This is a genomic window from Novosphingobium sp., assembly GCF_025351285.1.
In the GTDB taxonomy this organism is placed as follows: Bacteria; Pseudomonadota; Alphaproteobacteria; order Sphingomonadales; family Sphingomonadaceae; genus Novosphingobium.
The window spans coordinates 25800-50324 of record NZ_JANXWG010000121.1; the positions used below are offsets into that span (position 1 = coordinate 25800).

24 protein-coding genes are annotated in these 24525 nt (G+C 62.8%); 10 read left to right on the forward strand and 14 right to left on the reverse strand.

Going from position 1 to position 24525, the window contains the following annotated elements:
• The first annotated feature begins 48 nt into the window (after window positions 1–48).
• Genes Q0R16_RS14820 through Q0R16_RS14830 form a run of 3 tightly spaced genes read left to right on the forward strand, consistent with a single transcriptional unit; the run spans window position 49 to window position 3564 of the window.
• Window positions 49–1440 carry an amidohydrolase gene (locus Q0R16_RS14820; protein WP_295637666.1) on the forward strand — a complete coding sequence of 464 codons (1392 nt, stop codon included), beginning with the start codon at window positions 49–51 and terminating at the stop codon, window positions 1438–1440.
• Complete coding sequence (locus tag Q0R16_RS14825) at window positions 1437–2825, forward strand: amidohydrolase family protein (RefSeq protein ID WP_295637669.1); 1389 nt, start codon at window positions 1437–1439, stop codon at window positions 2823–2825. The genes Q0R16_RS14820 and Q0R16_RS14825 overlap by 4 nt, the downstream gene beginning before the upstream one ends.
• A 55-nt stretch (window positions 2826–2880) precedes the next feature.
• Window positions 2881–3564 (forward strand): NnrU family protein, encoded by a 684-nt coding sequence (locus Q0R16_RS14830; protein WP_295637672.1) that lies wholly within the window; start codon window positions 2881–2883, stop codon window positions 3562–3564.
• A gap of 7 nt (window positions 3565–3571) precedes the next feature.
• Here Q0R16_RS14830 and Q0R16_RS14835 read toward each other — a convergent pair whose 3' ends face one another.
• Window positions 3572–4099 carry a hypothetical protein gene (locus Q0R16_RS14835; protein WP_295637676.1) on the reverse strand — a complete coding sequence of 176 codons (528 nt, stop codon included), beginning with the start codon at window positions 4097–4099 and terminating at the stop codon, window positions 3572–3574.
• 540 nt (window positions 4100–4639) lie between these two features.
• On the opposite strand from Q0R16_RS14835, the gene Q0R16_RS14840 reads away from it, so the two are divergent.
• A complete protein-coding gene (locus tag Q0R16_RS14840) occupies window positions 4640–5776 on the forward strand; it encodes a Fic family protein (RefSeq protein WP_295637679.1) in 1137 nt (378 codons plus the stop codon).
• A 267-nt stretch (window positions 5777–6043) separates the two neighbouring features.
• On the opposite strand, the gene Q0R16_RS14845 is transcribed toward Q0R16_RS14840, so the two are convergent.
• Window positions 6044–6412, reverse strand: coding sequence for a hypothetical protein (locus Q0R16_RS14845; RefSeq protein WP_295637682.1), 369 nt, complete (start codon window positions 6410–6412; stop codon window positions 6044–6046).
• Window positions 6413–6482: 70 nt separating this feature from the next.
• Here Q0R16_RS14845 and Q0R16_RS14850 point away from each other — a divergent pair, with 70 nt between their 5' ends.
• The 4 genes from Q0R16_RS14850 (at window position 6483) to Q0R16_RS14865 (ending at window position 11145) form a co-directional block, all read left to right on the forward strand.
• Window positions 6483–8048 carry a recombinase family protein gene (locus Q0R16_RS14850; protein ID WP_366857776.1) on the forward strand — a complete coding sequence of 522 codons (1566 nt, stop codon included), beginning with the start codon at window positions 6483–6485 and terminating at the stop codon, window positions 8046–8048.
• Window positions 8049–8140: 92 nt separating this feature from the next.
• Entirely contained in the window at window positions 8141–8929 is a 789-nt protein-coding gene (locus Q0R16_RS14855; RefSeq protein ID WP_295637685.1) for a plasmid partitioning protein RepB C-terminal domain-containing protein, read from the forward strand.
• On the forward strand, window positions 8926–9816 hold the full coding sequence (locus Q0R16_RS14860; RefSeq protein ID WP_295637688.1) for a plasmid partitioning protein RepB C-terminal domain-containing protein: 891 nt from the start codon (window positions 8926–8928) through the stop codon (window positions 9814–9816). Before Q0R16_RS14855 ends, Q0R16_RS14860 begins: the two co-directional genes overlap by 4 nt.
• A gap of 258 nt (window positions 9817–10074) precedes the next feature.
• Window positions 10075–11145, forward strand: a complete 1071-nt coding sequence (locus Q0R16_RS14865; protein WP_295637691.1) for a LysR family transcriptional regulator — start codon at window positions 10075–10077, stop codon at window positions 11143–11145.
• Window positions 11146–11167: 22 nt separating this feature from the next.
• Here the strand turns inward: Q0R16_RS14865 and Q0R16_RS14870 are convergent, their stop codons facing one another.
• From Q0R16_RS14870 to trbB, 11 genes are all read right to left on the reverse strand, one after another.
• Window positions 11168–11404, reverse strand: coding sequence for a DUF2274 domain-containing protein (locus Q0R16_RS14870; protein ID WP_295637693.1), 237 nt, complete (start codon window positions 11402–11404; stop codon window positions 11168–11170).
• A 1-nt stretch (window position 11405) separates the two neighbouring features.
• The gene (locus Q0R16_RS14875) at window positions 11406–12551 is read right to left on the reverse strand and encodes a TrbI/VirB10 family protein (RefSeq protein WP_295637758.1); all 1146 of its coding nucleotides are present in this window, start codon (window positions 12549–12551) and stop codon (window positions 11406–11408) included.
• Between the two features lie 113 nt (window positions 12552–12664).
• Window positions 12665–13723, reverse strand: a complete 1059-nt coding sequence (gene trbG, locus Q0R16_RS14880; RefSeq protein ID WP_295637696.1) for a P-type conjugative transfer protein TrbG — start codon at window positions 13721–13723, stop codon at window positions 12665–12667.
• Window positions 13720–14409, reverse strand: a complete 690-nt coding sequence (gene trbF, locus Q0R16_RS14885) for a conjugal transfer protein TrbF (RefSeq protein ID WP_295637699.1) — start codon at window positions 14407–14409, stop codon at window positions 13720–13722. The genes trbG and trbF overlap by 4 nt, the downstream gene beginning before the upstream one ends.
• Window positions 14410–14411: 2 nt before the next feature.
• Window positions 14412–15749 carry a P-type conjugative transfer protein TrbL gene (trbL, locus tag Q0R16_RS14890; protein WP_295637702.1) on the reverse strand — a complete coding sequence of 446 codons (1338 nt, stop codon included), beginning with the start codon at window positions 15747–15749 and terminating at the stop codon, window positions 14412–14414.
• A gap of 2 nt (window positions 15750–15751) precedes the next feature.
• Window positions 15752–16048: a putative entry exclusion protein TrbK-alt gene (trbK-alt, locus tag Q0R16_RS14895; protein WP_295637705.1), complete on the reverse strand. Its 297-nt coding sequence runs from the start codon at window positions 16046–16048 to the stop codon at window positions 15752–15754.
• 9 nt (window positions 16049–16057) lie between these two features.
• The gene (trbJ, locus tag Q0R16_RS14900) at window positions 16058–16831 is read right to left on the reverse strand and encodes a P-type conjugative transfer protein TrbJ (RefSeq protein ID WP_295637708.1); all 774 of its coding nucleotides are present in this window, start codon (window positions 16829–16831) and stop codon (window positions 16058–16060) included.
• A complete protein-coding gene (gene trbE / locus Q0R16_RS14905; RefSeq protein ID WP_295637711.1) occupies window positions 16828–19266 on the reverse strand; it encodes a conjugal transfer protein TrbE in 2439 nt (812 codons plus the stop codon). Before trbE ends, trbJ begins: the two co-directional genes overlap by 4 nt.
• Window positions 19267–19276: 10 nt before the next feature.
• Window positions 19277–19558, reverse strand: coding sequence for a VirB3 family type IV secretion system protein (locus Q0R16_RS14910; protein WP_295637714.1), 282 nt, complete (start codon window positions 19556–19558; stop codon window positions 19277–19279).
• On the reverse strand, window positions 19558–19887 hold the full coding sequence (locus tag Q0R16_RS14915) for a TrbC/VirB2 family protein (protein WP_295637717.1): 330 nt from the start codon (window positions 19885–19887) through the stop codon (window positions 19558–19560). The genes Q0R16_RS14910 and Q0R16_RS14915 overlap by 1 nt, the downstream gene beginning before the upstream one ends.
• Window positions 19884–20870: a P-type conjugative transfer ATPase TrbB gene (gene trbB / locus Q0R16_RS14920; protein WP_295637720.1), complete on the reverse strand. Its 987-nt coding sequence runs from the start codon at window positions 20868–20870 to the stop codon at window positions 19884–19886. The genes Q0R16_RS14915 and trbB overlap by 4 nt, the downstream gene beginning before the upstream one ends.
• 339 nt (window positions 20871–21209) lie before the next feature.
• On the opposite strand from trbB, the gene Q0R16_RS14925 reads away from it, so the two are divergent.
• On the forward strand, window positions 21210–21575 hold the full coding sequence (locus Q0R16_RS14925) for a helix-turn-helix transcriptional regulator (protein ID WP_200859915.1): 366 nt from the start codon (window positions 21210–21212) through the stop codon (window positions 21573–21575).
• On the forward strand, window positions 21565–22884 hold the full coding sequence (locus Q0R16_RS14930) for a type II toxin-antitoxin system HipA family toxin (RefSeq protein ID WP_295637726.1): 1320 nt from the start codon (window positions 21565–21567) through the stop codon (window positions 22882–22884). The genes Q0R16_RS14925 and Q0R16_RS14930 overlap by 11 nt, the downstream gene beginning before the upstream one ends.
• 61 nt (window positions 22885–22945) lie before the next feature.
• On the opposite strand, the gene Q0R16_RS14935 is transcribed toward Q0R16_RS14930, so the two are convergent.
• Window positions 22946–24439, reverse strand: a complete 1494-nt coding sequence (locus Q0R16_RS14935) for a DUF2779 domain-containing protein (protein WP_295637729.1) — start codon at window positions 24437–24439, stop codon at window positions 22946–22948.
• Window positions 24440–24525 lie beyond the last annotated feature (86 nt).

Here is a 24525-nt window from a genome sequence, read left to right on the forward strand (position 1 = left end):
CGTTGCAGTGCCGTTGTGTGACGAAGATTCAGGGGATTTGAGACAACCATGCAATTGATCAGCAAACTGACCGGCACCGCAATTGCCGCCCTCGGACTCATGCTGGCGACGCAAGCCGGCGCGGCGAAATCGAAGGGGAACGACAAGCCCGCAGCGATCAACGAAAACCCCTACCCGTCGACGTATCACCCTTATGCGGGCGAGCCGACCGCGATCGTCGGTGCGACGGTGTTCGACGGTGCCGGCGCGCGGATCGACAATGGCACGGTGCTGGTTTCGGGCGGCAAGATCGAGCGGATCGGCGATGCCAGCCTCGCGATTCCAGCGGGTTACCGCAAGATCGACGCCGGGGGCAAATTCGTGACTCCCGGCATCATCGACATCCACAGCCATCTCGGCGTCTATCCCAGCCCGGCTGTCGAGGCCAATTCGGATGGCAACGAAGCGACCAGCCCGACCACGCCCGATGTCTGGGCCGAACACTCGGTCTGGCCGCAAGACCCCGGGTTCAGCCGCGCGATGGCCAATGGTGGGATCACCAGCCTCAACATCCTGCCCGGCTCGGCCAATCTGATGGGCGGGCGTTCGGTCATGCTCAAGAACGTGCCGGGGCGCACGGTCCAGTCGATGAAATTCCCCGGTGCGCCCTACAGCCTGAAGATGGCTTGCGGCGAAAATCCCAAGCGCGTTTACGGCTCGAAGGGCCGCGAACCTTCGACCCGGATGGGCAACATGGCGGTCGACCGGGCCACGTGGATCAAAGCGAGCGAATACCGCAGGAAGCGCGACGCCGGAAAGCAGGAGACGCGCGATTTGGGCATGGAAACGCTGGCGGGCGTGCTCGATGGCAAGATCCTGATCCAGAACCACTGCTACCGCGCCGACGAAATGGCGCAAGTGCTCGATATGGCTAAGGAATTCGGCTACAAGGTCAGCGCTTTCCACCACGCGGTCGAATCGTACAAGATCGGCGATCTGCTCAAGGCCAGCGACACGTGCGCGGCGATCTGGGCCGATTGGTGGGGCTTCAAGATGGAAGCCTACGACGGCATCCCCGAAAACGCTGCGCTGGTTTACGACGCGGGTGCCTGCGTCATCATCCACTCGGACGATGAATACGGCATTCAGCGGCTCAACCAGGAAGCCGCCAAGGCGCAAGGTTCGGGCCGGCGCATGGGCATCGTGATCCCCGACGAACAGGTCATCCGCTGGATCACGCTCAACCCCGCGCATGCGCTGGGGATCGAGGCGCAGACCGGCAGCCTGTCGCCGGGCAAGATGGGCGACGTGGTGCTGTGGAACGGCAACCCGCTGTCGGTCTATGCGCGGCCAGAGAAAGTGTGGGTCGACGGCGCACTGCTGTATGATGCGAACGATCCCAAACGCCGACCTGTCAGCGATTTCGAGCTGGGCCAACCCGGCGAGGGAGACGTGAAATGAGCCGCTTTTCCCGTATCGCCGCGTTGCTCGCGGCATCGCTCGTTTCGACCTCGGCAATTGCCGCGCCAACCGATTTCGCGATTACCAACGCCACCGTGGTGCTGGGCGATGGCAGCGCGCCGATCCCCGAAGGGACCGTCGTCGTCCGCAGCGGCAAGGTTGTCGCTGCCGGGGCGAATGTTTCGGTTCCGGCTGGCGTCAGCGTGATCGACGGCAGCGGCAAGTGGGTCAGCCCCGGCATGGTCGTGGCGGTGACCGATCTGGGCCTGCTCGATGTCGGCGCGGTGGAGAACAGCAACGACAGCGGTGCGCGTAAATCGCCGTTCAGCGCCGCGCTCGATGTATCGGCCGCGATCGACCCCGAAGCCATGCCGATCCGCGTCAGCCGTACAGGCGGCGTGACCCGCACCGCCGTTGCACCCAGCGCCGAAAGCTCGATCTTCGCGGGGCAGGGCGCCTACGTCGATCTTGCGGCCAGCGGCAACACGATCGACCGCCCGCGCGCGTTCCAGTACGTCGAATTGGGTGAACGGGGCGGGCGGCTGGCCGGCGGCAGTCGGGTTTCGGCGCAGGCGATCTTGCGCAATGCCTTGCGCGAAGCCCGCGATTTTGCGCGGCGCGCAGGGCCGACCGGCGCGCGGCGCGGAACCGCAACTGTCGGGTCCGTGCAACCCGCATCGCCCGAAGCCGGCAGAATCGCCGAAAGCGACGTCGCGCGCGGCACCGATGTTCAACTGACCCGCGCCGATGCCGCCGCGCTGGTTCCGGTCGTCAACGGCACGCAGCCGTTGTTCGTCCATGTGGAGCGCATGGCGGACTTGCGCCAAACCCTTGCGCTCAGCCATGAATTCCCCGCTTTACGGCTGGTGATCGTGGGTGCGGCCGAGGGCTGGCGCGTGGCGGACGAGATCGCCGCAGCGCATGTGCCGGTCATCGCCAGCGGGATTACCGACTTGCCAGGCGCGTTCGAGACGATGGCTGCCACGCAATCGAACATCGGGCGGATGGTCCGCGCGGGGGTTCGGGTGGCGATCGGCAACATGTTCGACAACGACCAGCCGCGCTATGCCCGGCAATATGCGGGCAACCTCGTGGCTTTGACGAGGCTACCGGGCGCGACCGGGCTGACCTGGGGGCAGGCCTTCGCCGCCATCAGTTCGGTGCCGGCCGAGATCATGGGTGAAGGGGCGCACTTCGGCAGCTTGCTACCCGGCCATGCGGCCGACGTTGTGGTGTGGGACGGCGATCCGCTCGAACTCGGGTCGGGTGCCGAGCGGGTTTTCATCGACGGGGTGGAACAGCCGCTCGACAACCACCAGACCCGGCTGCGGACACGCTATCGCCATCCACAGGAAGGTGCGCTACCCAAGGCCTACGAATGGTGAGTTTACTGTAAGCCCCGGGTCGAAAACGGCCGGGGTTCAATTGGGGGTCGGTAGATTGGCAGGTCATTCACTCGCGCCGCTCGGCGTCTCGGTGTCGGTGTTCGTCGGATCGCATTTCCTGCTGTCGCATCCGTTGCGGCGCCCGCTGGCGCGCGCGTTGGGTGAACGAACGTTTCTGCTGGTCTATTCGCTGGTGGCGATCGGGCTGTTCGGCTGGATGGCGGTGGCTTTCGCGCATGCGCCAGCCGGGCCGACGCTTTGGAACGGTTATGCGTGGCTGCCGTGGAGCCTGGCCAGCCTGCTGACGCTGATCGCGCTTTCGCTGTTCATCGGTTCGCTCTCGGGCAATCCGGCGCTGCCGCAAGCCAACATGGCGGGGGTTTCGGCGCGCAAGCCGATGGGCGTGTTCAAGATCACGCGGCATCCGATGATGTGGGGTTTTGCCGTGTGGGCGCTGGCGCATGCCATCGTCGCGCCCAGCCCGCGCGTGCTGATCCTGGCCGGGGCTATGGCGTTTCTGGCGCTGGTGGGGGCGCATGGGCAGGACTTGCGCAAGAGCGAACTCAATCCGCGCGAATGGAACGTGTGGCGCAAGCGGACCAGCTACTGGCCGCAGCTTTCAGCGACGAGTGAACTTGGGCGCCAATGGCTGAGCGTGCCGTTGGCGTGGCTGGCGATTACCTGGTTGCACTTGCCGGTGGGCCACATCCCGGCCGGGGTGTGGCGGTTGCTCGCTTGATCCGGGTTCAGGCGGCTTCTTTTTCAACGTAGTCGGGAAAGAAGCTTGGCGCGCGGGTGGACCAGCCGGGCGCGGTTGCAGCGGCTTCGCTGATCGACTGGAGCAGTCCCTTGCGGCGGTTCGGGCGGATCTGCGGCAGCGCAGCGGCGCCGCAGAACGCCGCTGGCAACCACGGCCGCGCTTTTGGCCCGAGCAGGCGTTCATATAGGAAGCGATAGGCCGAAAAGCACTCGATCCGTTCCTGCGAAAGGTCGAAGGCGGTCACGCGCACCAGCTTGCCGATGAAGGCTTCCAATCCGTCGAAGCTTTCACCTGCCGGCAACTCGCGGCGCAGACCGCGCAAGTCCTGGTAAGCGATGTACTGGCTGCGGATCGAGGCGGTTTCGGCGGCATCGCGTGCCCACAGCCGGAAGGCGTCCTGTCGACCCAGTCCGACATCGAGGCTGCGCTTGATGTAACGCTGCTCGCCCGAGGTGAACCCGGCGAATTCGCGCAGTTCGGCAATGGTCAGCGATGCGGTACCGGCGCTGTTCATGACAGGTGACCCCTTGGTTGGCGCCGGACCCCTCCCGTCCGGCTACCAGGTCACTTGACCAGAATTGGGTTACCAAGCCGTAAATTGGTTAACACGGGGTGGACCTGTCGCTCCGAAAGGACTTCGCCAACACTTTGGCGCAAGCCTACCGACGGCGATAGCGAAAGTACCACATTTTAGGCACAAAAATCATATATCTATCTGACATTAAAGTAAAAAATCGATTATTTTTGCCGTCAATTTTTCGCAATGTAATCACAAAGTAAGCACCATTTCACTTAGCAAAACCTTATAGGGGGCGGATACGGACTGCCATGAGGCGCTGAGCCGCCTTTCCAACGCGCCTTGAAACCAGCCTCCAGACACCCTGACATCAGTGCGCTAGGATGACGCCGAGACACCTTACTGGTCGTTCGCCAATTTGACATACACAGATTTATAAATCAGAAAATAAGGCTGAATTTGATATCGCCTCTTTGCGCCTGGGAGAATCTGACATATGCAATTCGCAATGGCAGATTGAGAGGCACTTTTTGAGATATGGAACTTTCGGCCTACCAAGCAGGGCAGTTTGAGGCCCAATTTGAGTATCGCAGCTTCCTGCCCGAGCCCATCAACCATGGCTGGCTGATCTCAGACCCGCAGGTACTGCAATTGCTCGGCCAGGCCGATCGCGCACTTGGCGAACTGAACGCCTTTGCGCAGCTGATCCCCGACATCGAATTCTTCATCCGCATGTACGTGGCCAAGGAAGCCACGCAATCCAGCCGAATTGAAGGCACCCAGACCAACATCGAAGATGCCTTCAAGGATGCAGAAGACCTGCTGCCGGAAGTGCGCGACGACTGGAGCGAGGTCCAGAACTACATCCGCGCCATCACCTTCGCCATAGATAGCCTGGAGCGCCTACCACTGTCTAACCGGCTGCTACGCGACACCCATGCGATTCTGCTCGACGGGGTGCGGGGCGAAACGAAACGGCCTGGCGAATTCCGCATCAGCCAGAACTGGATCGGGGTGAGCCTGAAGAACGCCGTCTTTGTGCCGCCGCACCATGATCATGTCCCGCAACTAATGAGCGACCTCGAAAAGTTCTTGCATAACGCAGAGGCGATGGTGCCGCCGCTGATCAAGATTGCGATCGCGCACTACCAGTTCGAGACGATTCACCCGTTCCTCGATGGCAACGGCCGATTGGGGCGGTTGATGATTTCACTCTACCTCGCCTCGGAGAAGCTGCTGGTGAAGCCAGCGCTTTACCTTTCCGACTATTTCGAGCGGAACAAAACCGCCTACGTCGACCACATGATGGCGGTGCGCCAAGGAAACCACATGCGGGATTGGCTGGTATTCTTCCTGCACGGAGTGGAGGAAACGGCGCGCGGATCAGCGGGCGTCTTCCGGGCAATCCTGGCGCTGAAGGAGCGTATCGAACGCGAGGTGCTGCCGCGCTTCAGCCACCGCAGGCAGGAGAATGCCCAGCAATTGATGCGCCATCTCTATGCGCAGCCGGTAGTCGACGTGAAGGCGATCACCTCATTTCTATCGACTACGACCAATACGGCAGCGTCCCTGATCAGCGATATGGTCGAGCACGGTGTTCTGGTCGAGATGACTGGGCAAAGGCGGAACCGCCTGTTCTTGTTCCATGATTATCTCGAACTCTTCCGAAAATAGATCCCGCGCTCGCCTGGTTTTTCCCGGCTTGCCCTACGCTTGACCATACATTTCTGTCGCTCGCCCCTCATCGAGACGTGGCCGGATTTGGCCGGATAATCTGTTTGAAAGCCGAACCGAAGCGCGATTATTCAAGGAAATTCAACGGTAATTGGCAAGCACTGTTCAGGCCAACGACTGGCTGAATTTGGCCGGATACCCGTTCCTGTTCAGACCATTGGGCGGCTTACGCCAAGCCTGCGTAAGGGCAAGTGAAGGGCCAGATTGCTACTCCCGCGCTTTGTCGATTGCAGCCACCACATCAACCAGTTGTTCTCTTAGCCCAAGGATGCCGACGGCCAGAACCAGATCCGGCCGGTCAGCCAATTCCAACACGGCCTTGAGGACGATGTTCGAATGCCGCATGAGAATCACCAGATTGTCGGCGCTCGGCCCGTTCTTGCCATCGAACCAGTTGCGTACAGCACGTTCGTTTGAATGGGTAAGCCGCGCGACAGTTTTGACCGATGACGGCGTTGCACCAAATTCCGCGCGGAGCGCTGCTGCGATAACATGGGCCAGCGACTCCGGCGTGATCGCCGGAAAAGTTTTTCCTGATTCCGACTGAATCTTTCGGTCCTTCTTGGTGAACGACATTCGCCCCTCCTCCAGATAAGTTTCCGGAGAGTTTAGCGCGTCTCCTGGGAGCGAACTGGAAGCATCGGTTGTGACAAACACTTCGGGCAATAGTGACGAGAAGCCTGAGCGCCTGATACGGGCGGCGCAATACGTGCGCATGTCGACCGAGCATCAGAAATACTCAACTGAGAATCAGGCAGAGATTATTGCCGAGTATGCGGCGCATCGCGGCTTCGAGATTGTTCGGACCTATGAGGACTCGGGGAAGAGCGGCCTCAAGTTGGACGGCCGCCTTTCACTTCAGAAGCTGATCGCGGACGTCCGCTCGGGTAACACGGACTTCGAGGTGGTCCTCGTCTATGATGTCAGCCGATGGGGACGTTTTCAGGATGCCGACGAAAGCGCCTACTATGAGTTCATCTGCCGCGAAGGCGGGATCAAGGTGCACTACTGCGCAGAGCAGTTCGAGAACGACGGTAGCCTGAGCGCGACGATCATCAAGAGCATGAAGCGGGCCATGGCCGGCGAATACAGCCGGGAATTGTCCGCCAAGGTCTTCACCGGACAGTGTCGCCTCATCCGGCTTGGTTTCCGACAGGGAGGTCCAGCAGGCTTCGGCCTGCGCCGCGTGCTAGTCGATGAGCACTGCAATCCCAAGACGACACTCCAACGTGGCGAGCAGAAAAGCCTCCAGACCGACCGCGTAGTCCTGCAACCTGGCCCGCCCGAAGAAGTCGAGATGGTGCGGCGCTTGTACCGCATGTTCGTCGTTCAGCAGCGAACCGAAAGCGAGATTGCCGGGATATTGAACGGCGAAGGACATGTGACCGATCTCGGCCGCCCGTGGACCCGAGGCACGGTTCACCAGATCCTGACCAACGAAAAATACATCGGCAACAATGTCTACAACAGGGTTTCGTTCAAACTGAAGGCCAAGCGAGTCCTCAATCCACCCGACATGTGGGTCCGCCATGACGGGGCCTTCGAGCCGATTGTCGAACCAGACTTCTATGAAGCTGCGCAGCGCATCATCGATACCCGGAGCAAGCGCTACACCGACCAGGAACTGCTCGACAGGCTCGCGGCCTTGTTGGCCGAGAAGGGGTGGCTTTCGGGGCTGGTCATCGACGAAGTCGAGGACATGCCTTCGAGCATTACGTTTCGCCACCGGTTCGGAAGCCTGGTGCGGGCCTATGAGCTGGTCGGTTATTCGCCGGCGCGGGACTACCGCTACATCGAAACCAACCGGGCCTTGCGAGCCCTCCACCCCGACGTCGTCCAGGAAGTCATCGCCGGGATCGAGAGCGCAGGCGGTTCGGTCCGCCGGGACCCGGTGTCCGATCTGTTGCACATCAACGAGGAGTTCACGGCGGCGCTGGTCATAGCCCGCTGCCAGGTCAGTCCAGCAGGAAACCTGCGCTGGAAGATCCGGTTCGATCAGGGTCTTCGGCCGGGAATCACGATCGCAGCCCGGATGGAGGACGATAACCGCACGATACGGGACTACTATCTGCTGCCCTGGCTCGATCTCGGGAAGTCGCCTGACCTAAGGCTCGCGCCCGAGAATGGCATCCTGCTCGATGCCTATCGGTACGAGACACTTGAAGCCTTCATGGATCTGACGCGCCGTGCGGCGCTGCGGGTGGCCGCATGAGCGACCCCGTCCCCGAAATCCGCATGGTGCCGGTCGACCTCATCACGATTCTCAATCCGCGTGTGCGGAACAAACGCATCTTCTAGGAGCTGGTGGACAGCATCGCCCATCTGGGGCTGAAGAAGCCGATTACGGTGAGCCAGCGCGCCGGCAAGACACGCTATGATCTGGTTTGCGGACAGGGCCGGCTAGAAGCCTTCATCGCGCTTGGTCAGTCCGAAATCCCAGCCATCATCGTCGATGCCTCGGAAGAGGATTGCTACGTGATGAGCCTGGTCGAGAACCTGGCCCGGCGACAGCACAGCCCGCTGGAACTCGTCCATGCCATCGGTGTGCTGGCAGCCCGCGGATATTCGCACAGCGAAATCGCCGCGAAAGTGGATTTCTCCTACGAATATGTCGCTGCGATCTGCGTCTTGCTCGACAACGGCGAGGAGAAGCTGATTTCCGCGGTCGAACGCGGCGTCATCCCGCATACCATCGCCATGGAGATCGCGAGGGCCAAAGAGGGCGAGGTCCAGCAAGCCCTGGCTCAGGCGTATGAGGAGAAGACCATTCCGGGCAACCAGGTGCTCGCGATCCGGCAGATCATCGAGCAGCGCAACACGAGTGGCAAGCAGACGAGCAAGCGCGGGCAGCGCCCCTGGTGGTCGCGCCCGGTTACATCGGAAAGCCTCATCCGCTCGTATCAGCGCGAAACCGAGCGCCAGAAGCTGCTCATCAAGCGAGCCTCCCTCGCCCGGAGCCGGCTCCTGTTCGTAACCAACGCCATGCGCCGCCTGCTGGCAGATGAGCATTTCGTCACGCTGCTGCGCGCGGAAGGCCTCAACAGCATACCGCAGGCCCTCGCTGAACGGATCGGCCCCGTGGAACGGCCATGAACAGCCCCGTGAAAATCGCCTTCGAGCAGCAAGTGCTCCAAATTCCGATCAGCAAATTGCTGCCAACGCGGACTCTGCCCAAGGGCATGCATGACAGCGTCAAATATCGCCGGATTGCCGCCTCGGTTGCGGAAGTGGGGCTTATCGAGCCGATCTCTGTCGCCCGGCAGCGCGACGGGACGTTCCTCATCCTCGACGGCCATGTCCGTCTGGATGCCTTGCGCGCGCTCGGGGCAACGGAAGCGGCCTGTGTCGTCGCCAGTGACGACGAATCCTTCACCTACAACAAGCGGGTCAACCGGCTTGCGACCATCCAGGAACACTACATGATCGTGCGCGCGCTCGAGCGCGGTGTTTCGGAAGAAAAGCTGGCGCGCGCACTCAACGTCGATGTGAAAGTCATCCGGACAAGGCGCCATCTAATCTCGGGGATCAGCAAGGATGTCGCCGAACTGCTGAAGGACAAGCCGGTCGGCCACAATGCCTTCCAGAAACTCCGGAAGATGAAGCCGATCCGTCAGCTCGAGGTCGCCGAACTCATGGTGTCGGCCAACAACTACACGTCTTCATACGCAAAGGCGTTGCTGGCGACGTCGAAACCCGCCGATCTCCACAAGCCGGACGATCTCAAGAAATCCACGGGACTATCAACGGAACAGATGGCCCGGCTCGAGCGGGAAATGGCTGCGCTGAATGACGACTACAAGGAATTGGAGGTCTCCTACGGCGACGACATGCTGGTTCTCGTGGTCGCGTCCGGCTTCCTCGAACGACTGATCTCGAAGCCCGAAATCAAGCGCTTTCTCGAAACCCGGCACCCGGAGTTTTCGGAGAATTTTCGCGCCATCGTGCAAGCCACCTCGCTCGATCACGCCTCGACGGTGTGAAGGGCCGATATTGCTGTGGGGACCGGGACCCATTGAGCGCCGGGACCGTCGGAGAAGCCGCCGCGAGGGGTGGATCGAGGACGGCGGCGGGAATGGCGGCGAACCCGCAGGAAGCCCGCTAGGTCAGCCGCCATAGGGCTGACTGCATGCCGTTCTCCGGCATGATATTTGGATGAAATGGGCGCGCCGGTTCAAGAATGGTGATCTCCCGGCGCGCCCCGCGTAAATGCCTCGCGAAAATGGATATATCTCTTCGGTTTGAATACACTAATTTACTCGTCAACGACTTGCACTCGGGATATTTCGCAGATCACCGCCAAGTTTGACGCGATAATCAGGCAGAAGAACGGGGAACGAGCACTGCCCGGGACGCATATCGAACTTCGCCATATCCGCTATGTGGTAGCTGCGGCGGATCATGGTAGCTTCCGCCGAGCAGCGGTTGCACTTGGCATTCAGGAATCGGCAGTCAGTCGCAGAATTCGCGACCTGGAGGATCGCTTGGGGACGGCGTTCTTCATCCGCTCGCCGGGCGGCGTGAAGCTCACTCACGCCGGTAAACAGTTCGTCCAGCGGGGGCGCAAGGCCTTGGCGGAAATCGGCATGGCCAAGGCGGAGGTCTCCGCAATTGGTCGCGGTGAGGACGGGCACCTCAGGATCGGGATATTCTCTTCTCTCGCCTCCGGGTTCTTGTCGGATCTCATTCAGACGTTCGGCGAGCAGTACGCTGCGATCAAACTCACCTTCATCGATGGCAATCCGGCGGACCATCTGGTCGCGATCCGCCAGCATCAGTTGGATATCGCCTTCATAACAGGCGCCGGTGAATGGCCCGGATTTGCGAGCCAGCAGCTCTGGTCCGAGCGCATCTTCGTAGTTTTGCCATCGGATCATCCGCGCGCTGGCGAGGCTCAGGTGCAATTCAGTGTTCTCGCCCACGAAACGTTCATCGTCAGCGAAGCCGCACCTGGCCAAGAGATCCATGATTATCTGGTGCAGCGGCTTGCCGATCTTGGACGCCACCCGGAAATCCACCATCATGCCGTCGGGCGCGATAATCTCATGCGGCTCGTCGCCTTGGGCCGGGGCCTCACCGTAACCAGCGAGGCAACCACAGCTGCGCAATTTCCAGGGGTCGTCTTCCGCCCGATCGAAGAAGAAATTCTGCCCTTCTGCGCCGTCTGGTCACCCAGCAACGACAATCCTGCGCTTTTGGGCCTGATGGAACTGGCGCGGTCGATGACCGACGCAACCGAGCAGTCGGCCTTCAGCTTTCTTGATCCCGAAGCGACAAGCGATTCGGGCAAGGATCTCGTTTCCAAGCCATGATGGTGATCGAGACAACGGCCGGTCAGTCGCCTGCTGCGCGATCTGCTTCGCGGCGCGCCCTGGCAAAGCCGCGATCCGAGGCGACGAAGCGTTCGAGCATGGGCACGATCAGTCGCAGCGGATCAGCAGCAGCCTGGCCGCCCTCACGGCCAAGGATCGCTGCATAGACGACGAGATCGCGGTGCAGGCTTGCCGGCAGCTCCAGTGTGATCTTGACCGGCTTGTCGTCCGCGATCGGGCCGAGTTTCAGCTTGGCCATATCAGCCTCCGTAGGGTTCGAGAAGCAGGTCACGCGTGACCATGACCCGGACTGGAAATCCCGGCCTGATGGTCAGTGTTGGCGCGATGCCCAACTGGCGGCTCACGATCTGTTGACCCGTCTGATTGATGCTGTTCGAAGCGCCTGAACGCAGCGCCTGCACCAGATTGCTCTCGTTCTGGTTGGTCCCGGCTTCTGCGCCAACCGCGAGCAGCGTCGAGAGCGCGGCGGCCTTGAACATCTCCCCCCAATGGAAATCGACGCCATCCTCGAGCCCGGCATAACCCTCGGCATTCGCACCTGGCTGCCGCTCAAGAACGATCGAGCGGCCATCGGGCATGATGAGCCGGTTCCAGACCATCAAGACCCGGCGCTGCCCGAAACCGACGCCGCTGTCATACTGGCCGACGATCCGCGTCCCCTGAGGCACCAGCAAGATACGCCCAGTTGGGCTGTCGTAGACGTTCTGGGTCACCTGCGCCGTGATCTGGCCGGGGAGGTCGGAGCGGATACCGGTGATCAGCGCGGCCGGAATGACGGCGCCCGCTTGCAGCACATTGGGCGATACAGGTCCGGTGATCCGATCGGGCGCCACCGTGCGCTTGTCGGGCGTTTGCCCAAGAAAGGCGAGTTGCCGGTCCTGCGCTGAAGGTGTGGCGGGCTGCGGCGCGAGGCCAAGCCCGGCCAGGTCGCTTGCCGCCGGTACGGGCGGCGGGGAGGACGAGGCATTTCCCGAAGCGGCCTGAGAGGCGGAGAACAGGCGGGCGGTTCTCGCGGCCTCCAGCTCTTGGTGCCGGCGCTGCATTTCCGGATCAGGGCCGGCAGGCGCGGCCACCGGCGCTGCCATCCCGGGCACGGGAACCGGCTGACCGTTGTTTTGCACTGCGAGAATGGGGCGACCCAGATCGCCCGGGAGCGGCGGTCCGAGGCGGGGCACTGCGCCATAGTCCTTTGGAAGCCCGGCCAGTCCATCGGGCGCGCTGCGGCCATCCGTGGCGTAGAGTTCCTCGTTTGCCTTGCCGCCCTGCTGGGCCTGGAGCGCGTAGATCAGTGCGCCGCCGATACCGAGGCCCGCTGTGACACCGAGCGCGGCCAGCACCTTGCGCGACAGGCGGGTCACACGGGGCGGTTCAGGCCGCAGCCGCATGCGGACCACCGGCTCGCCGGTCAGCGGCAGAGCGTCATCACCGTCTGGCGCATCCGGCCGGACATCGCCCTGCCGCGCCCCACCTTCTTCCCTTCCCGGGCCGTGTTCGTCCGTCACGATGCCGGCCTCCCGTCGGTGCGGGCGATCCGAACGCGCTGCGGGCTTTTTCCGGACCCTAGGCGCAGTTCTGCTGCCGCGAATAGCCGATCGACGATCATGTAGTTCGCGCGGACCCGGTAGTTCACCAACTCGGAGGTGTTACCCTCTGGGCCGACGACGAAGATCGGCGGCATTTCGCCCTGGGCAACACCGCGGGGAAACTCGATGAAGACCTGACGGCCATCGTCAAAAGCGCGCAGAGGCTTCCACGGGACGCGGTCGCCCGAGACTTGGTAGCGAAAGTTGACCCGGGTGAGATCGATGCCCGAGTCAACTGGCTCGGTCGCCCTTGCCTCGGCATTCTGGCGATGAAGGGCGATGAGCTGGTCTTGCGGATACTGCCACGACACCGAGGCCATATAGGTCTTGTCGGTGGACCGCAGTTCGATGTGGTAGGTGCGCGACGTGGTGTTGATGACGAGGTTGGTCGTCAGCGATGCGCGGGTCGGTTTGACGAGGATGTGGACCTGCCGCGATGCCCCGACGCCGCTTTCTGTGTCACCGATGATCCAGCGAACCGTATCCCCGGCAGCGACAGGGCCGGAGCCGACGAGTTGTTCTCCGGGTTGGAGGCTGATGTCCGTTATCTGTCCCGGCGCGGTATAGACCTGATAGAGCGCTCCATCGACGAACGGGTAGATCTGGATGGCGTTGATGAAGCCGTTCCGGACCGGCTGCATCCGCGCGGCGGCATTGGCGGCGTTCACCCGGGAGGCTGGATCAAGCAGGTCGGGCGTTGGCGCGCTGTCCGGGCCAAGCGGCTTCAGCTGCCCGGGCAGAGCCAAGATCTTCGGCATTTCGACAACCTGGACCGGGGCTGGCGGATCGACGGTCTGCACGGCGGCGGGCGCATCATCGAAATTGATGGCGGGCGGCTTCTGCACTGTCGCGCAGCCGCCGAGGGCAGATGTGCAGAGCAGCAGCGGCAGCGCCGTTTTGCGCATGGCCGGGATGGCGAAGATGAAGAAGGCCGGGAAGAGCGGGCTCGCAGCTTTGCGCAAGGTGGGTGTCATTGTCCAAGCTCCTTCGACCAGTTGATGGCGTTGACGTAGATGCCGAGCGGATTGGCCCGGAGTTTCTCGGGATCGCGGGGCGGTTGCACGGCGATGGTGAGGATGGCGGTCCAGCGCTCGGTCGCGGCGAGCGCGCCGTCCTGATAGGTGCGCTGGACCCAGGCCACGCGGAACGAGGTCGGCGATGCGCGGATCACACTGGAGACGTCGATCGCCACTTGCGTCTTGCCGACCTTGGCGAACGGATCGTTGGCGCGGGCATAGTCGCCCAAGGCGAGTGCTCCGGCTTGCGTCGTGAAGTCGTAGGCGCGCAGCCAGTTCTGGCGCACGATGATGGGGTCTGCCGGGATGCTGCGGACCTGCTCGATGAAGCGAGCGAGGTAGAAGGCGATCTGGGGATCGGACGGCTGATAGTCGGCAGTAGCTGGAGCGACTGCTTGCGCCTGCCCCAGATGATCGACCTGCACCACCCAGGGCACGATCGAGCCGCTGGCGGTCTGCCAGATCAGCGCTGCAGACAGCCCTGCTGACAGCGTGAGCGAGCCGAATGCCATCAGCCGCCAGCCATGCGCCTGAACGCGGGCCGAGCCTATGCGGTCATCCCAGATTTGGCCGGCGCGCTGGTAGGGTGTCTCGGGCTCAGGCGATTTGCCGTAATGGGTCGAGGGTCGTTTGAAGAGGCTCATGGTCAGTCGCTTTCGGAAAGGTTGATGGACGTACCGCCGCCATGGCTGTCGCCTGATTTGACGGCGTGCGCGGCGACCTGGACACCTTGGGAGAGCTGCTGATTGCGCTTCATGCGCTTGGCCCAATCGGGCTGGCCTTCGGCAGTTGCGGGCGGCGCGGCGCCGTCCGGAGCCTCGGCTTCAGAAGTGCCGCCCGCGATCTCGGCAGCTGCATTGGCGCCGGATTGATAGCTGGACCTGAGGCTATCGGCCGCCTTCGAGGCCGCGCGCTTGAGGGGAGAGACGGCAGCTTGCGCGCCAGTGCTGGCGACATTGCCCACGCCCGACGCAACGCCGGTCATGCCGGACTGTCCCGCGGCTCCCAGACTGTAGGCTGTCGATGCACCGCCTGCGAGGGTTGCGCCGCCACGAGCGGCGGCGGCGGTGCCGGCGGCCAGTGATGCCCCGCCCGAGGCGATGGCGCCGGCGGCGGCCGCACCGGCGACGGCCACGCCGCCGGCTGCAAGTCCGGTGCCCACGGCGGCGCCTGCGCCAAGTTGTGGTCCGCCCGAAACGATGCCGTTGGCGATGCCCGGCCCGAAGATGCCGAGGCCAAGCAGCGACAGTGCGGCCAGGACGATGGCCATCGCATCGTCGATCGATGGCACCCTGCCGCCAAACCCTGCGGTGAATTCCGAAAAGAGCGTTGAGCCGATGCCGATGATGACGGCGAGGACGAGGACCTTGATGCCCGACGAAATGACGTTGCCGAGCACACGTTCGGCCATGAAGGCGCTTTTGCCGAAGAGTCCGAAGGGAATGAGCACGAAGCCTGCGAGCGTGGTCAGCTTGAACTCGATCAGGGTGACGAACAGCTGGACGGCGAGCACGAAGAAGGCGAGCAGCACGAGCACCCAGGCGAAGAGCATGCAGGCGATCTGGATGAAGTTTTCGAAGAAGGACCAGTAGCCCATCAGATTGGAGATGGAGTCGAGCAGCGGGCGACCGGCATCGAGGCCGGTCTGCGCGACTTTGCCCGGGCGCAGGAGATCAGCGGTGCTGAACCCCGTTCCGCTCGCTTTCAGCCCGAGGCCGGCAAAGCTCTCGAAGACGATGCGGGCAAGATTGTTCCAGTTGCCGATGATGTAGGCGAACATGCCCACGAACAGCGTCTTCTTGATGAGGCGCGCCATGATGTCGTCGTCGGCGCCCCATGACCAGAACAGCGCGGCGAGCGTGACGTCGATGACGACCAGCGTCGTGGCAATGAACGCCACCTCGCCGTGCAGAAGGCCGAAGCCTCCATCGATGTAGCGGGTGAAGACCTCGAGAAAATGGTCGATGACGCCTGTGCCGCCCATGGTCAGCGGACCTCCGACCGGGCTGCAGAGACCTCGCCCGGCATAGGAGGCTGGCCGAGAAAGCGGCGGCGGTTGTCGGCCCATGCCTTGAGGCATTGGGGATCGGCGGCCCCCGCTTCACCTGCCTGCGAGCAACGGGTCAGTTGCTCATCAAGCGGATCATGCCGAACGATGGACGGCTGCTTCGATAGGGCCGAATCGGGTATCGGGTCGCTCCGGTTCATATCGATCGCCGTTGCCGTGATCGCGAGCGCCACGAAGGCAACTGCGCCGATGCGTGCGAGGGTTTTGCCGTCCATCGTCGGGCCTCAGTTACCGGGCTGGAACATCTTGGCGTTGCCGGGCTGGTAGCCCGCGCCGGGGGTCAGAAACCGGCGGCGCTGTTCCTGCCCTTGCGCAGCGGCGGCCGCCTGTTCCGCTGACTGGAGCGCCTGCGCCCGACCGTTGGCAGCGACGACGGCGGTGAGATCGGCGAGCTGCTGAGCCTGAAGCGCGAGGAGCTGATTGCCGGCCTGCGCGGCCTGCAAGGCACCGGTTGCACCCTGGCTCTGGCCGATGAGAGCCGACATCTGAGAGCGGTTGGTGCCCAAATTGCCGACCACGCCAGCTTGCACCTTCATTGCGTCTTGCAAACTGCCGACGGTATTCTGCCAGCGTGCGCGTGCATCGGTGATGAGCTGGGTATCGCTCGCCGACATGGCGGTGCTGCCGTATTTGAGCTGGAAGGCGCGATCGATCGACTGCACGTCGTAGGCGATGTTCTGGGCCTGGCTCAGGAGCGATTGGGTGCGCTGCACCGACTGCTGAAGCTGCTGGAGCGCGGAATAGGGCAGGCTCGCGAGGTTGCGGGCCTGATTGATCAGCGACTGCGCCTGATTTTGCAGCGACGTGATCTGATTGGTGATCTGCTGAAGCGATCGCGCCGCCGTCAGCACGTTCTGTGCGTAGTTCGAGGGATCGTAAACGATCCCGCCGAACCCGAATTGGGCATAAGCTGGCGCGGCCAGTATCGGCGTGAGAGCGACAGGGGCGACAAGCAGCGCGGCAATGAGCCGGACGCTGCGGGAACGGCGCAGTTTCATGGGGTTTTGTCCTGATTGGTAAGGTTGGGGACGAGGTCAGCGGCCCAGCCGAGCCCGCGGTGTCGAAGCCATTGAAGGAGGAAGGCTTCGCGCCCGTGCTCGCTGAGGATCTTCGCAATGGCTGCCTGATCGGTTTTCGACGAGGCAGCGCATAGCGCCAGCGCGACATCGGACAGTCCCAGCTCGAAGAGCCGGTTGCCACGACGGGACTGGCAGTAATAGTCGCGCTTGGGAGCGGCGCGCGCGATGATCTCGATCTGGCGATCATTGAGCCCGAAACGGCGATAGATGGCCGTGATCTGGGGCTCGATCGCCCGTTCGTTGGGTAGCATCAGACGAGTTTGGCAGCTTTCGATGATGGCCGGCGCGATTGGCGACCCGTCGATGTCGGACAGCGACTGGGTGGCAAAGACGACGCTGGCGTTCTTCTTGCGCAGTGTCTTGAGCCATTCGCGCAGCTGGCCGGCGAACCCCTCGTCATCGAGCGCCAGCCAGCCTTCATCGATGATGATAAGCGTCGGTGACCCATCGAGGCGGTCTTCGATCCGGTGGAACAGATAGGCCAGGACTGCGGAAGCCGCGCCGGTTCCGATGAGCCCCTCGGTCTCGAAGGCCTGTACCGTGGCACTGCCGAGATACTCGGCCTCGGCGTCGAGAAGGCGGCCATAAGCGCCGCCCACGCAGTAGGGCCGAAGTGCCTGCTTGAGGTCGTTGGACTGGAGCAGGACGGCAAGTCCGGTAACGGTCCGTTCCTCGACCGGCGCCGAGGCCAGAGAGGTAAGCGCCGTCCAGATGTATTCCTTCACGTCGGGTGTGATTGCCACGCCTTCGCGCGCAAGGATCGCGCTGATCCAGTCAGCGGCCCAGCCCCGTTCGGCAAGCTCGTCGACGCGCCCGAGTGGTTGCAGGTTGACGGATGTGTCCGAGGCGTCGGTGAGCCCGCCGCCGAGATCGTGCCAGTCACCGCCCATGGCGAGCGCGGCCGCGCGGATCGAACCCCCGAAATCGAAGGCAAAGACCTGAGCGCCGGCGTAGCGCCGGAACTGAAGCGCCATGAGCGCAAGCAGGACGGACTTGCCTGCGCCGGTCGGACCAACCACGAGCGTGTGCCCGACATCGCCGACGTGAAGGGAAAACCGGAACGGGGTCGAGCCTTCAGTCTTGCCGAAGAGCAGTGGGGGCGCTGCAAAATGCTCGTCCCGTTCCGGCCCCGCCCACACCGCTGACAAGGGTATCATGTGGGCGAGGTTCAAAGTGCTGATGGGCGGCTGCCGGACATTGGCATAGAGATGCCCCGGCAGAGAGCCGAGCCAGGCATCGACCGCATTGATGGTCTCGGGCGTGGCCGTGAAATCGCGGCCCTGGATGACCTTCTCGACGAGGCGGAGCTTTTCATCGGCTGTGCGTGGATCTGCGTCCCAGACCGTCACGGTCGCCGTGACGTAGGCCATGCCGGCATAGTCTGCGCCGAGTTCCTGAAGCGCGAGATCTGCGTCGGCTGCCTTATTGGCAGCGTCTGTGTCGACGAGGACCGAGGCCTCGTTCGTCATAACCTCTTTCAGGATTGCAGCGACGCTCTTGCGCTTGGCGAACCATTGCCGCCTGATCTTGGTCAGCAGTTTGGTTGCGTCGGTCTTGTCGAGCAGGATCGCGCGCGTTGCCCAGCGGTAGGGAAAGGCCAGGCGGTTGAGCTCATCAAGCAGGCCCGGCGTGGTCGCCGTCGGAAAACCCGTGATGGTGAGAACGCGCAAATGCGATGCGCCGAGGCGCGGCTCAAGGCCGCCGGTCAGCGGCTGATCGGCGAGCAGAGCATCGAGATACATCGGCGTTTCCGGTACGCGGACCCGGTGCCGCCGGGTGGATACGCAAGCGTGCAGATAGGTCAGCGTCTCGGCATCCCCGAGCCAGCGGCATTCGGGCATGAAGGCTTCGATCAGGCGCAGGATGCGGTCGGTGCGATCGGCAAAGCCGCTCAGGACTTCGGCGGGGTCGGCACCGCCGCGTTCCCTGCCCTCGTAGAGCCAGCTTTCCGCGCGCGAGGCATCCTCGGCGGGCGGCAGATAACAGATGGTGAGGTAGTAGGCGGACTCGAAGTGCGCCCCGGCTTCTTCGAAATCGGCTTTGCGCTCGGCATCGACCAGCGCTGAGGCTGCGTCGGGGAACCGGCAGCCGGGATAGTGTGCGGCGGCATGCCGGTGGGCTTCGACAAAGATCGCCCAGCCTGATCCGAGGCGGCGGAAGGCGTTGTTGAGCCGTCCGGCCACGGCGACGAGTTCGGCGGGGACTGCGGAATCGAGATCTGGCCCCCGGAACTGCGCAGTCCTCTGGAAGCTGCCGTCCTTGTTGAGCACGATGCCTTCGCCGACCAGCGCCGCCCATGGCAGAAAGTCGGCGAGCCGGCTGTTTCGGTTGCGGTATTCGGCCAGGTTGAACACGGGAGCCCCCTCAGACGGAAAGATGACCGGGGATGCGCAGATGACGGCGCACCACATCGACGAAGAGCGGATCACGTTTGGCTGCCCAGACGGCGATCACGTGGCCGATGGCCCAGACGCCTATGCCAATGAGCCAAAGGCGCAGGCCAAGGCCGATGGCGCCGGCAAGCGTGCCGTTCAGGATGGCGAGGCCGCGCGGAGCGCCGCCGAGCAGGATCTGCTCGGTCAGCGCCCGATGAACCGGGACGGTATAGCCCGCGATCTCGCCGCCCTGATCGGCACTGCCGATCATCAGACGAGCGCCCCGCCGCCAAACGAGAAGAACGACAGGAAGAAGCTCGATGCGGCAAAGGCAATCGAGAGGCCGAAAACGATCTGGATCAGGCGGCGGAAACCGCCCGAGGTATCGCCAAACGCCAGTGTCAGGCCGGTGGTGATGATGATCACCGCGATGATCTTGGCGACTGGGCCTTCGATCGACTGGAGGATGGATTGCAGCGGGGCTTCCCACGGCATGGAGGAGCCGGAGGCGTGGGCTGCGGGCGCCATCATGGCGGTGAGGATCACCGCGGACATGGCTGTTGCCAGACGCTGAGTGGGACGGCGGATAGGCAGGTTCATTGGCAAGCTCCTTGTGCGGGCTGAGGGATGATGGGGCTGACGGAGTAGTCCCCGTCCGGGCCGAGGCCTTCGACCCGGGCGAGTTCGACGAGGCGGCGAGAGGTGCCGCGCCCAGCGAGGACGGCGATGAGATCGATGGTCTCAGCGATCAGCGCACGGGGCACGGTGACGACGGCTTCCTGGATGAGTTGCTCCATCCGTCGCAGCGCGCCGATGGCGCTGCTGGCATGGATCGTGCCGATTCCGCCGGGATGGCCGGTGCCCCATGCCTTGAGGAGATCGAGGGCTTCGCTCCCGCGCACCTCGCCGATTGGAATGCGGTCGGGGCGCAGGCGCAGCGACGAGCGGACCAGTTCGGAGAGCGATGCGACGCCATCCTTGGTTCGCATGGCAACGAGGTTGGGCGCGGTGCATTGCAGCTCGCGCGTGTCCTCGATGATGACGACGCGATCTTCGGTTTTCGCGACTTCGGCCAGAAGTGCGTTCGTGAGCGTCGTCTTGCCGGTTGAGGTGCCGCCAGCGACGAGGATGTTGGCACGGGTCGCAACACCGACCCGAAGCGCTTCGGCCTGGCCTTCAGCCATGATCCCCGCAGCGACATAATCCTCGAGGGTGAAGACCGCGACGGCGGGCTTGCGAATGGCGAAGGCAGGCGCAGCGACGACAGGCGGGAGCAGCCCCTCGAACCGCTCCCCCGTTTCGGGAAGTTCTGCTGATACACGCGGTGCGCCGGTGTGCACCTCGACGCCGACATGGTGCGCGACCAGACGAACGATGCGCTCGCCATCGGCGGCTGAGAGGCGCTCGCCGGTATCGGACAGGCCTTCCGAGAGGCGATCGATCCACAGCCTCCCGTCTGGATTGAGCATCACCTCAACGACACAAGGGTCTTCCAGCAGGCGGGCAATGGCGGGGCCGAGCGCGGTGCGCAGCATGCGCGCGCCTCGTGCCGATCTTTCCGAATTGTGATGTGAAGCCGCCATCGGGTCCCCGTTTTCGTCGGGGAGAACAGGCGCTCCCCGGCTTGGGGTTGATTAAGAGAGCCAGAAATTGGGCCGGTTCAACAGCTTTCGGTCGTAGTAGTAGTGTGGCGTGCAAATACAGGAAAGCGGCGGAGTTCCGGGGTGTTCGTGCACGGCGTGAGCCCAGGCTCTCTCCTCTGCCAGGCCGATGGTCGCAGGAAACGACCGAATCATGGCGGGTTTGCAGGAATGACCGATATAACCTGCATAAGTGACACTGGTGCCCGCCGTCGCGGTCATTCCATTGATTTTTAACTTTCTCCATGATATTGACCGTTATCGCGGTCGAGAAGCCATTTCATGACCGCCATAACCGGCATTGAGGTTCATATGAACGAGCATCCCCGCACTTACTCGCGCGTGACGCGCGAAGCGCTGACCATGATGGGAGGGCTCATTCGTCTCGCACGCAAGCAGCGCAAAATGTCGGAAGCGGACCTCGCTGCCCGGGTCGGCATTGCGCGCAGCACGCTGCAATTGATCGAGAAGGGTCACGCCAAGGTGGAAATCGGACTGGTGTTCGAGGCTGCGACACTCGTGGGCGTGCCGTTATTCGTCGACGAGCCTTCGCGGCTTGCTCCGGAGATTTCGCGGATCAACGACAAGTTGGCGCTCCTTCCCCAGTCAGTGCGGCGTCCGCGCTCGGAGGTGAAAGATGACTTCTGACCGACCTCAGCCCGCTGCGGCAGTTGGTGCTGCCCAAGGTCCTGTCCCACCAGCGACCGAAGCTTTCGTGTGGATATGGCTACCGGGCGCGCTCGAGCCTGTCATTGCCGGGCGGATCGAACAGGAGGGCGGCCTCTATGCCTTCAACTATGGTCGTTCCTATCTGGAGCGGGCGGACGCCATACCCATCTATGCGCCCGAGTTGCCTCTCCAGCGCGGCAGGATAGCGCCCAACGCCCCGCTTGAAATGGCCGGGTGCTTGAGGGACGGTGCGCCTGACGCGTGGGGGCGCCGGGTCATCATCAATCGGCTGACGGGTCTGCGCGGCGAGGCAGCGCACAACGTCGATTTCGACGAGCTGACCTTCATGCTGAATTCGGGTTCCGACCGCATTGGTGCGCTCGATTTCCAGACGTCAGCGGACAGATTTCAGCCGCGCGAACAGGAAAATGCGACGCTAGAAGAGCTTCTGGAAGCGGCCGAACGGGTGGAGCGAGGTGAACCCATTCCCCCGGCCCTCGAAAAGGCGCTGTTCCATGGCAGTTCCATTGGCGGCGCGCGCCCCAAAGCCTTGATTCAGGACGGCGCGGACAAGTTCATCGCCAAATTTTCGGCGACCAACGACACCATGGCCGTCGTGAAAGCGGAATTCGTTGCCATGCGTCTGGCAGCAGAAGCGGGGCTGAACGTCGCACCTGTCCGGCTTGCCAAGGCCAGCGGCAAGGATGTGCTTCTGGTGCGCCGTTTCGATCGCGAATGGAACGGAACTGGCTGGACGCGCCGCGCAATGGTCTCGGCCCTGACGATGTTCGGACTGGGCGAAATGCAGGCCCGCTACGCGAGCTACGTCGATCTCGCGGAAATGGTGCGCGCGCGCTTCACCGATCCGCAAGCTACACTGTGCGAGCTGTTCGGCCGGTTGGTCTTCAATGTGCTGACGGGCAATACGGACGACCATGCCCGCAACCATGCGGCGTTCTGGGATGGCGCCCTTCTCACGCTTACCCAGGCCTACGACATATGCCCGCAGCCGCGTAACGGCCGGGAGGCCAATCAGGCGATGCTGGTGAACGGCGAGGACAAGCGGAGCCTTCTGGAGACCTGCCGCCTCTCGGCACCGAATTTCCTGCTGAGCGACCGGGACGCCCGCGATTTGATCGACCACCAGATCACGACGATCACCGGATTGTGGAGCGCCATTTGCGATGAAGCCGAACTGAGCGAGGTCGATCGCGGCTATCTTTGGCGCCGCCAGTTTCTCAACGACTACGCTTTCGAAGGCTATGTCGATGGAGCGCCAGTCTTTTGAGGAATGTGCCCTGCCAAAGGGATGGAAATGCGATCAGGTAAGGATCGGAGCACACCAATGCCTAATCCGTCGCTGGCCCAGAAAAATGGCGGGCCAACAGGACCATCGCCCAGGTATCCTGTTGGCAATATGCCCTGAGACCTTCTTCCAGCGCCCATTTCCGCAAAGGATCGGTGTTTGGATCGACCGCTTCGGCCCAAGCGTCCTGCGCCATCCCACCATGCTTGACCTCCAGCGCATCGTAGTCGAGCGCTGCGATAGTAGGCAGAACCGCCTTGATCGACCAGCTTCCGCGCTGATCGCGGTGATACCAGCAGGCGCGTGCGACTGGGAGGAGGTCCTGGGCGGAATCCGCCATTGCCATCAGCCTCGCGGCGAGATCTGGAAATTGGTTGGCAAGTTCGCGCAATACGCCGCGTTCGAAACTGGCGAAGTAAGCAATAATCGTCGCATTTGGCGGGACCATCGCCACCAGAGCTTCCGCACAGGGGCGGCGGGGGTCCGCACCACTCGTGTCGAGGAACTCATGGTGCGTGATGGTGCCGTCCCTTTGCTCCAAGTGAAGCGAGAACTGGAACGGCACCTGCTGATAGGGACGCGTGCCCACCCAGCGGGGGATAGCGGGATTTACTGTTTCAAAGTCCAGCCATGCGCGAGGCCATCCCCATTTTGCCATGGTGGACCGGGCGCTGTCGACGTCGTGGAAGGGTGCGCCGGTGCGAGTAGCTTCCCATACCCGCGCGTGGAGCGGCGACAGAGATTTGGCTTCAAGATCGAGCATATTGTCGATGCCGCGTGCGCGCCATTTCGCACCACCGCCTCGGGGCAGAATGTCGACAGGCCATTCCGGTCCCAGTGGTAAGTCACGCGAGCACCAACTTTTGAACTCGCAAGTGAAGGGAGAGTCGCACTGGTCTCCAGGAACACAATCAGGTTCATTGCCGGCCAAGACAGCGCGGGCTTCTGCCACTAACTGCGCGCGACCTTCTACAGCACCGGCAATTTTGCCCAGGCAATCAGTGTCAGCAAAGAGACCGGCGTAATCCCCTTCCTGCTGGAGTACGAAGCTGGTGTCGATATGCCGGACGGCCGCACCGCTCAGCTCGATGCCTGCCTTGCCGATAACCCACACCTGCGTTGCAAGATCGCCCAAATGGTAATCCTTCACGCGTGCGCTGCTCTTTACCTCTGCCATATGCCACCCGTCATTCGCATCGCGCGAAAGGATGTCTGCACGGACAAGAACGCCATCATGCTCGAAGGTGGCTTCGAAAATGGGGCCAGGGTGCCCCTCGTCGATTAAGCGCCGTGTGGCTGCAACCGCCGCGCCAAGACCTTCATCGGACTCAATCATTACCCCGCCCGGGCAAAGACCGCAGGCGATGTCGCCTACTGTGTGGCCGACCGCCATTCGAGCTTCCTGTTCAGCATCAGCCTCCGCCCGCTCCGGGGCATGGGTTTGCTGCCACAGCCGACGGGGACATTGTTCGAACGTCGTCAACTTCGATTTCGACAGGCCGAAGCGGCGCGATTGTGGAACTTGTGCCGAACTCATGCGGCCTTCTCCTTGGGAATTACGCGCAGTAGCGTGGGCGAAGAGTGCCTCGCCACCATCGTTTGAAAAATGCCGAATGTTGCGGA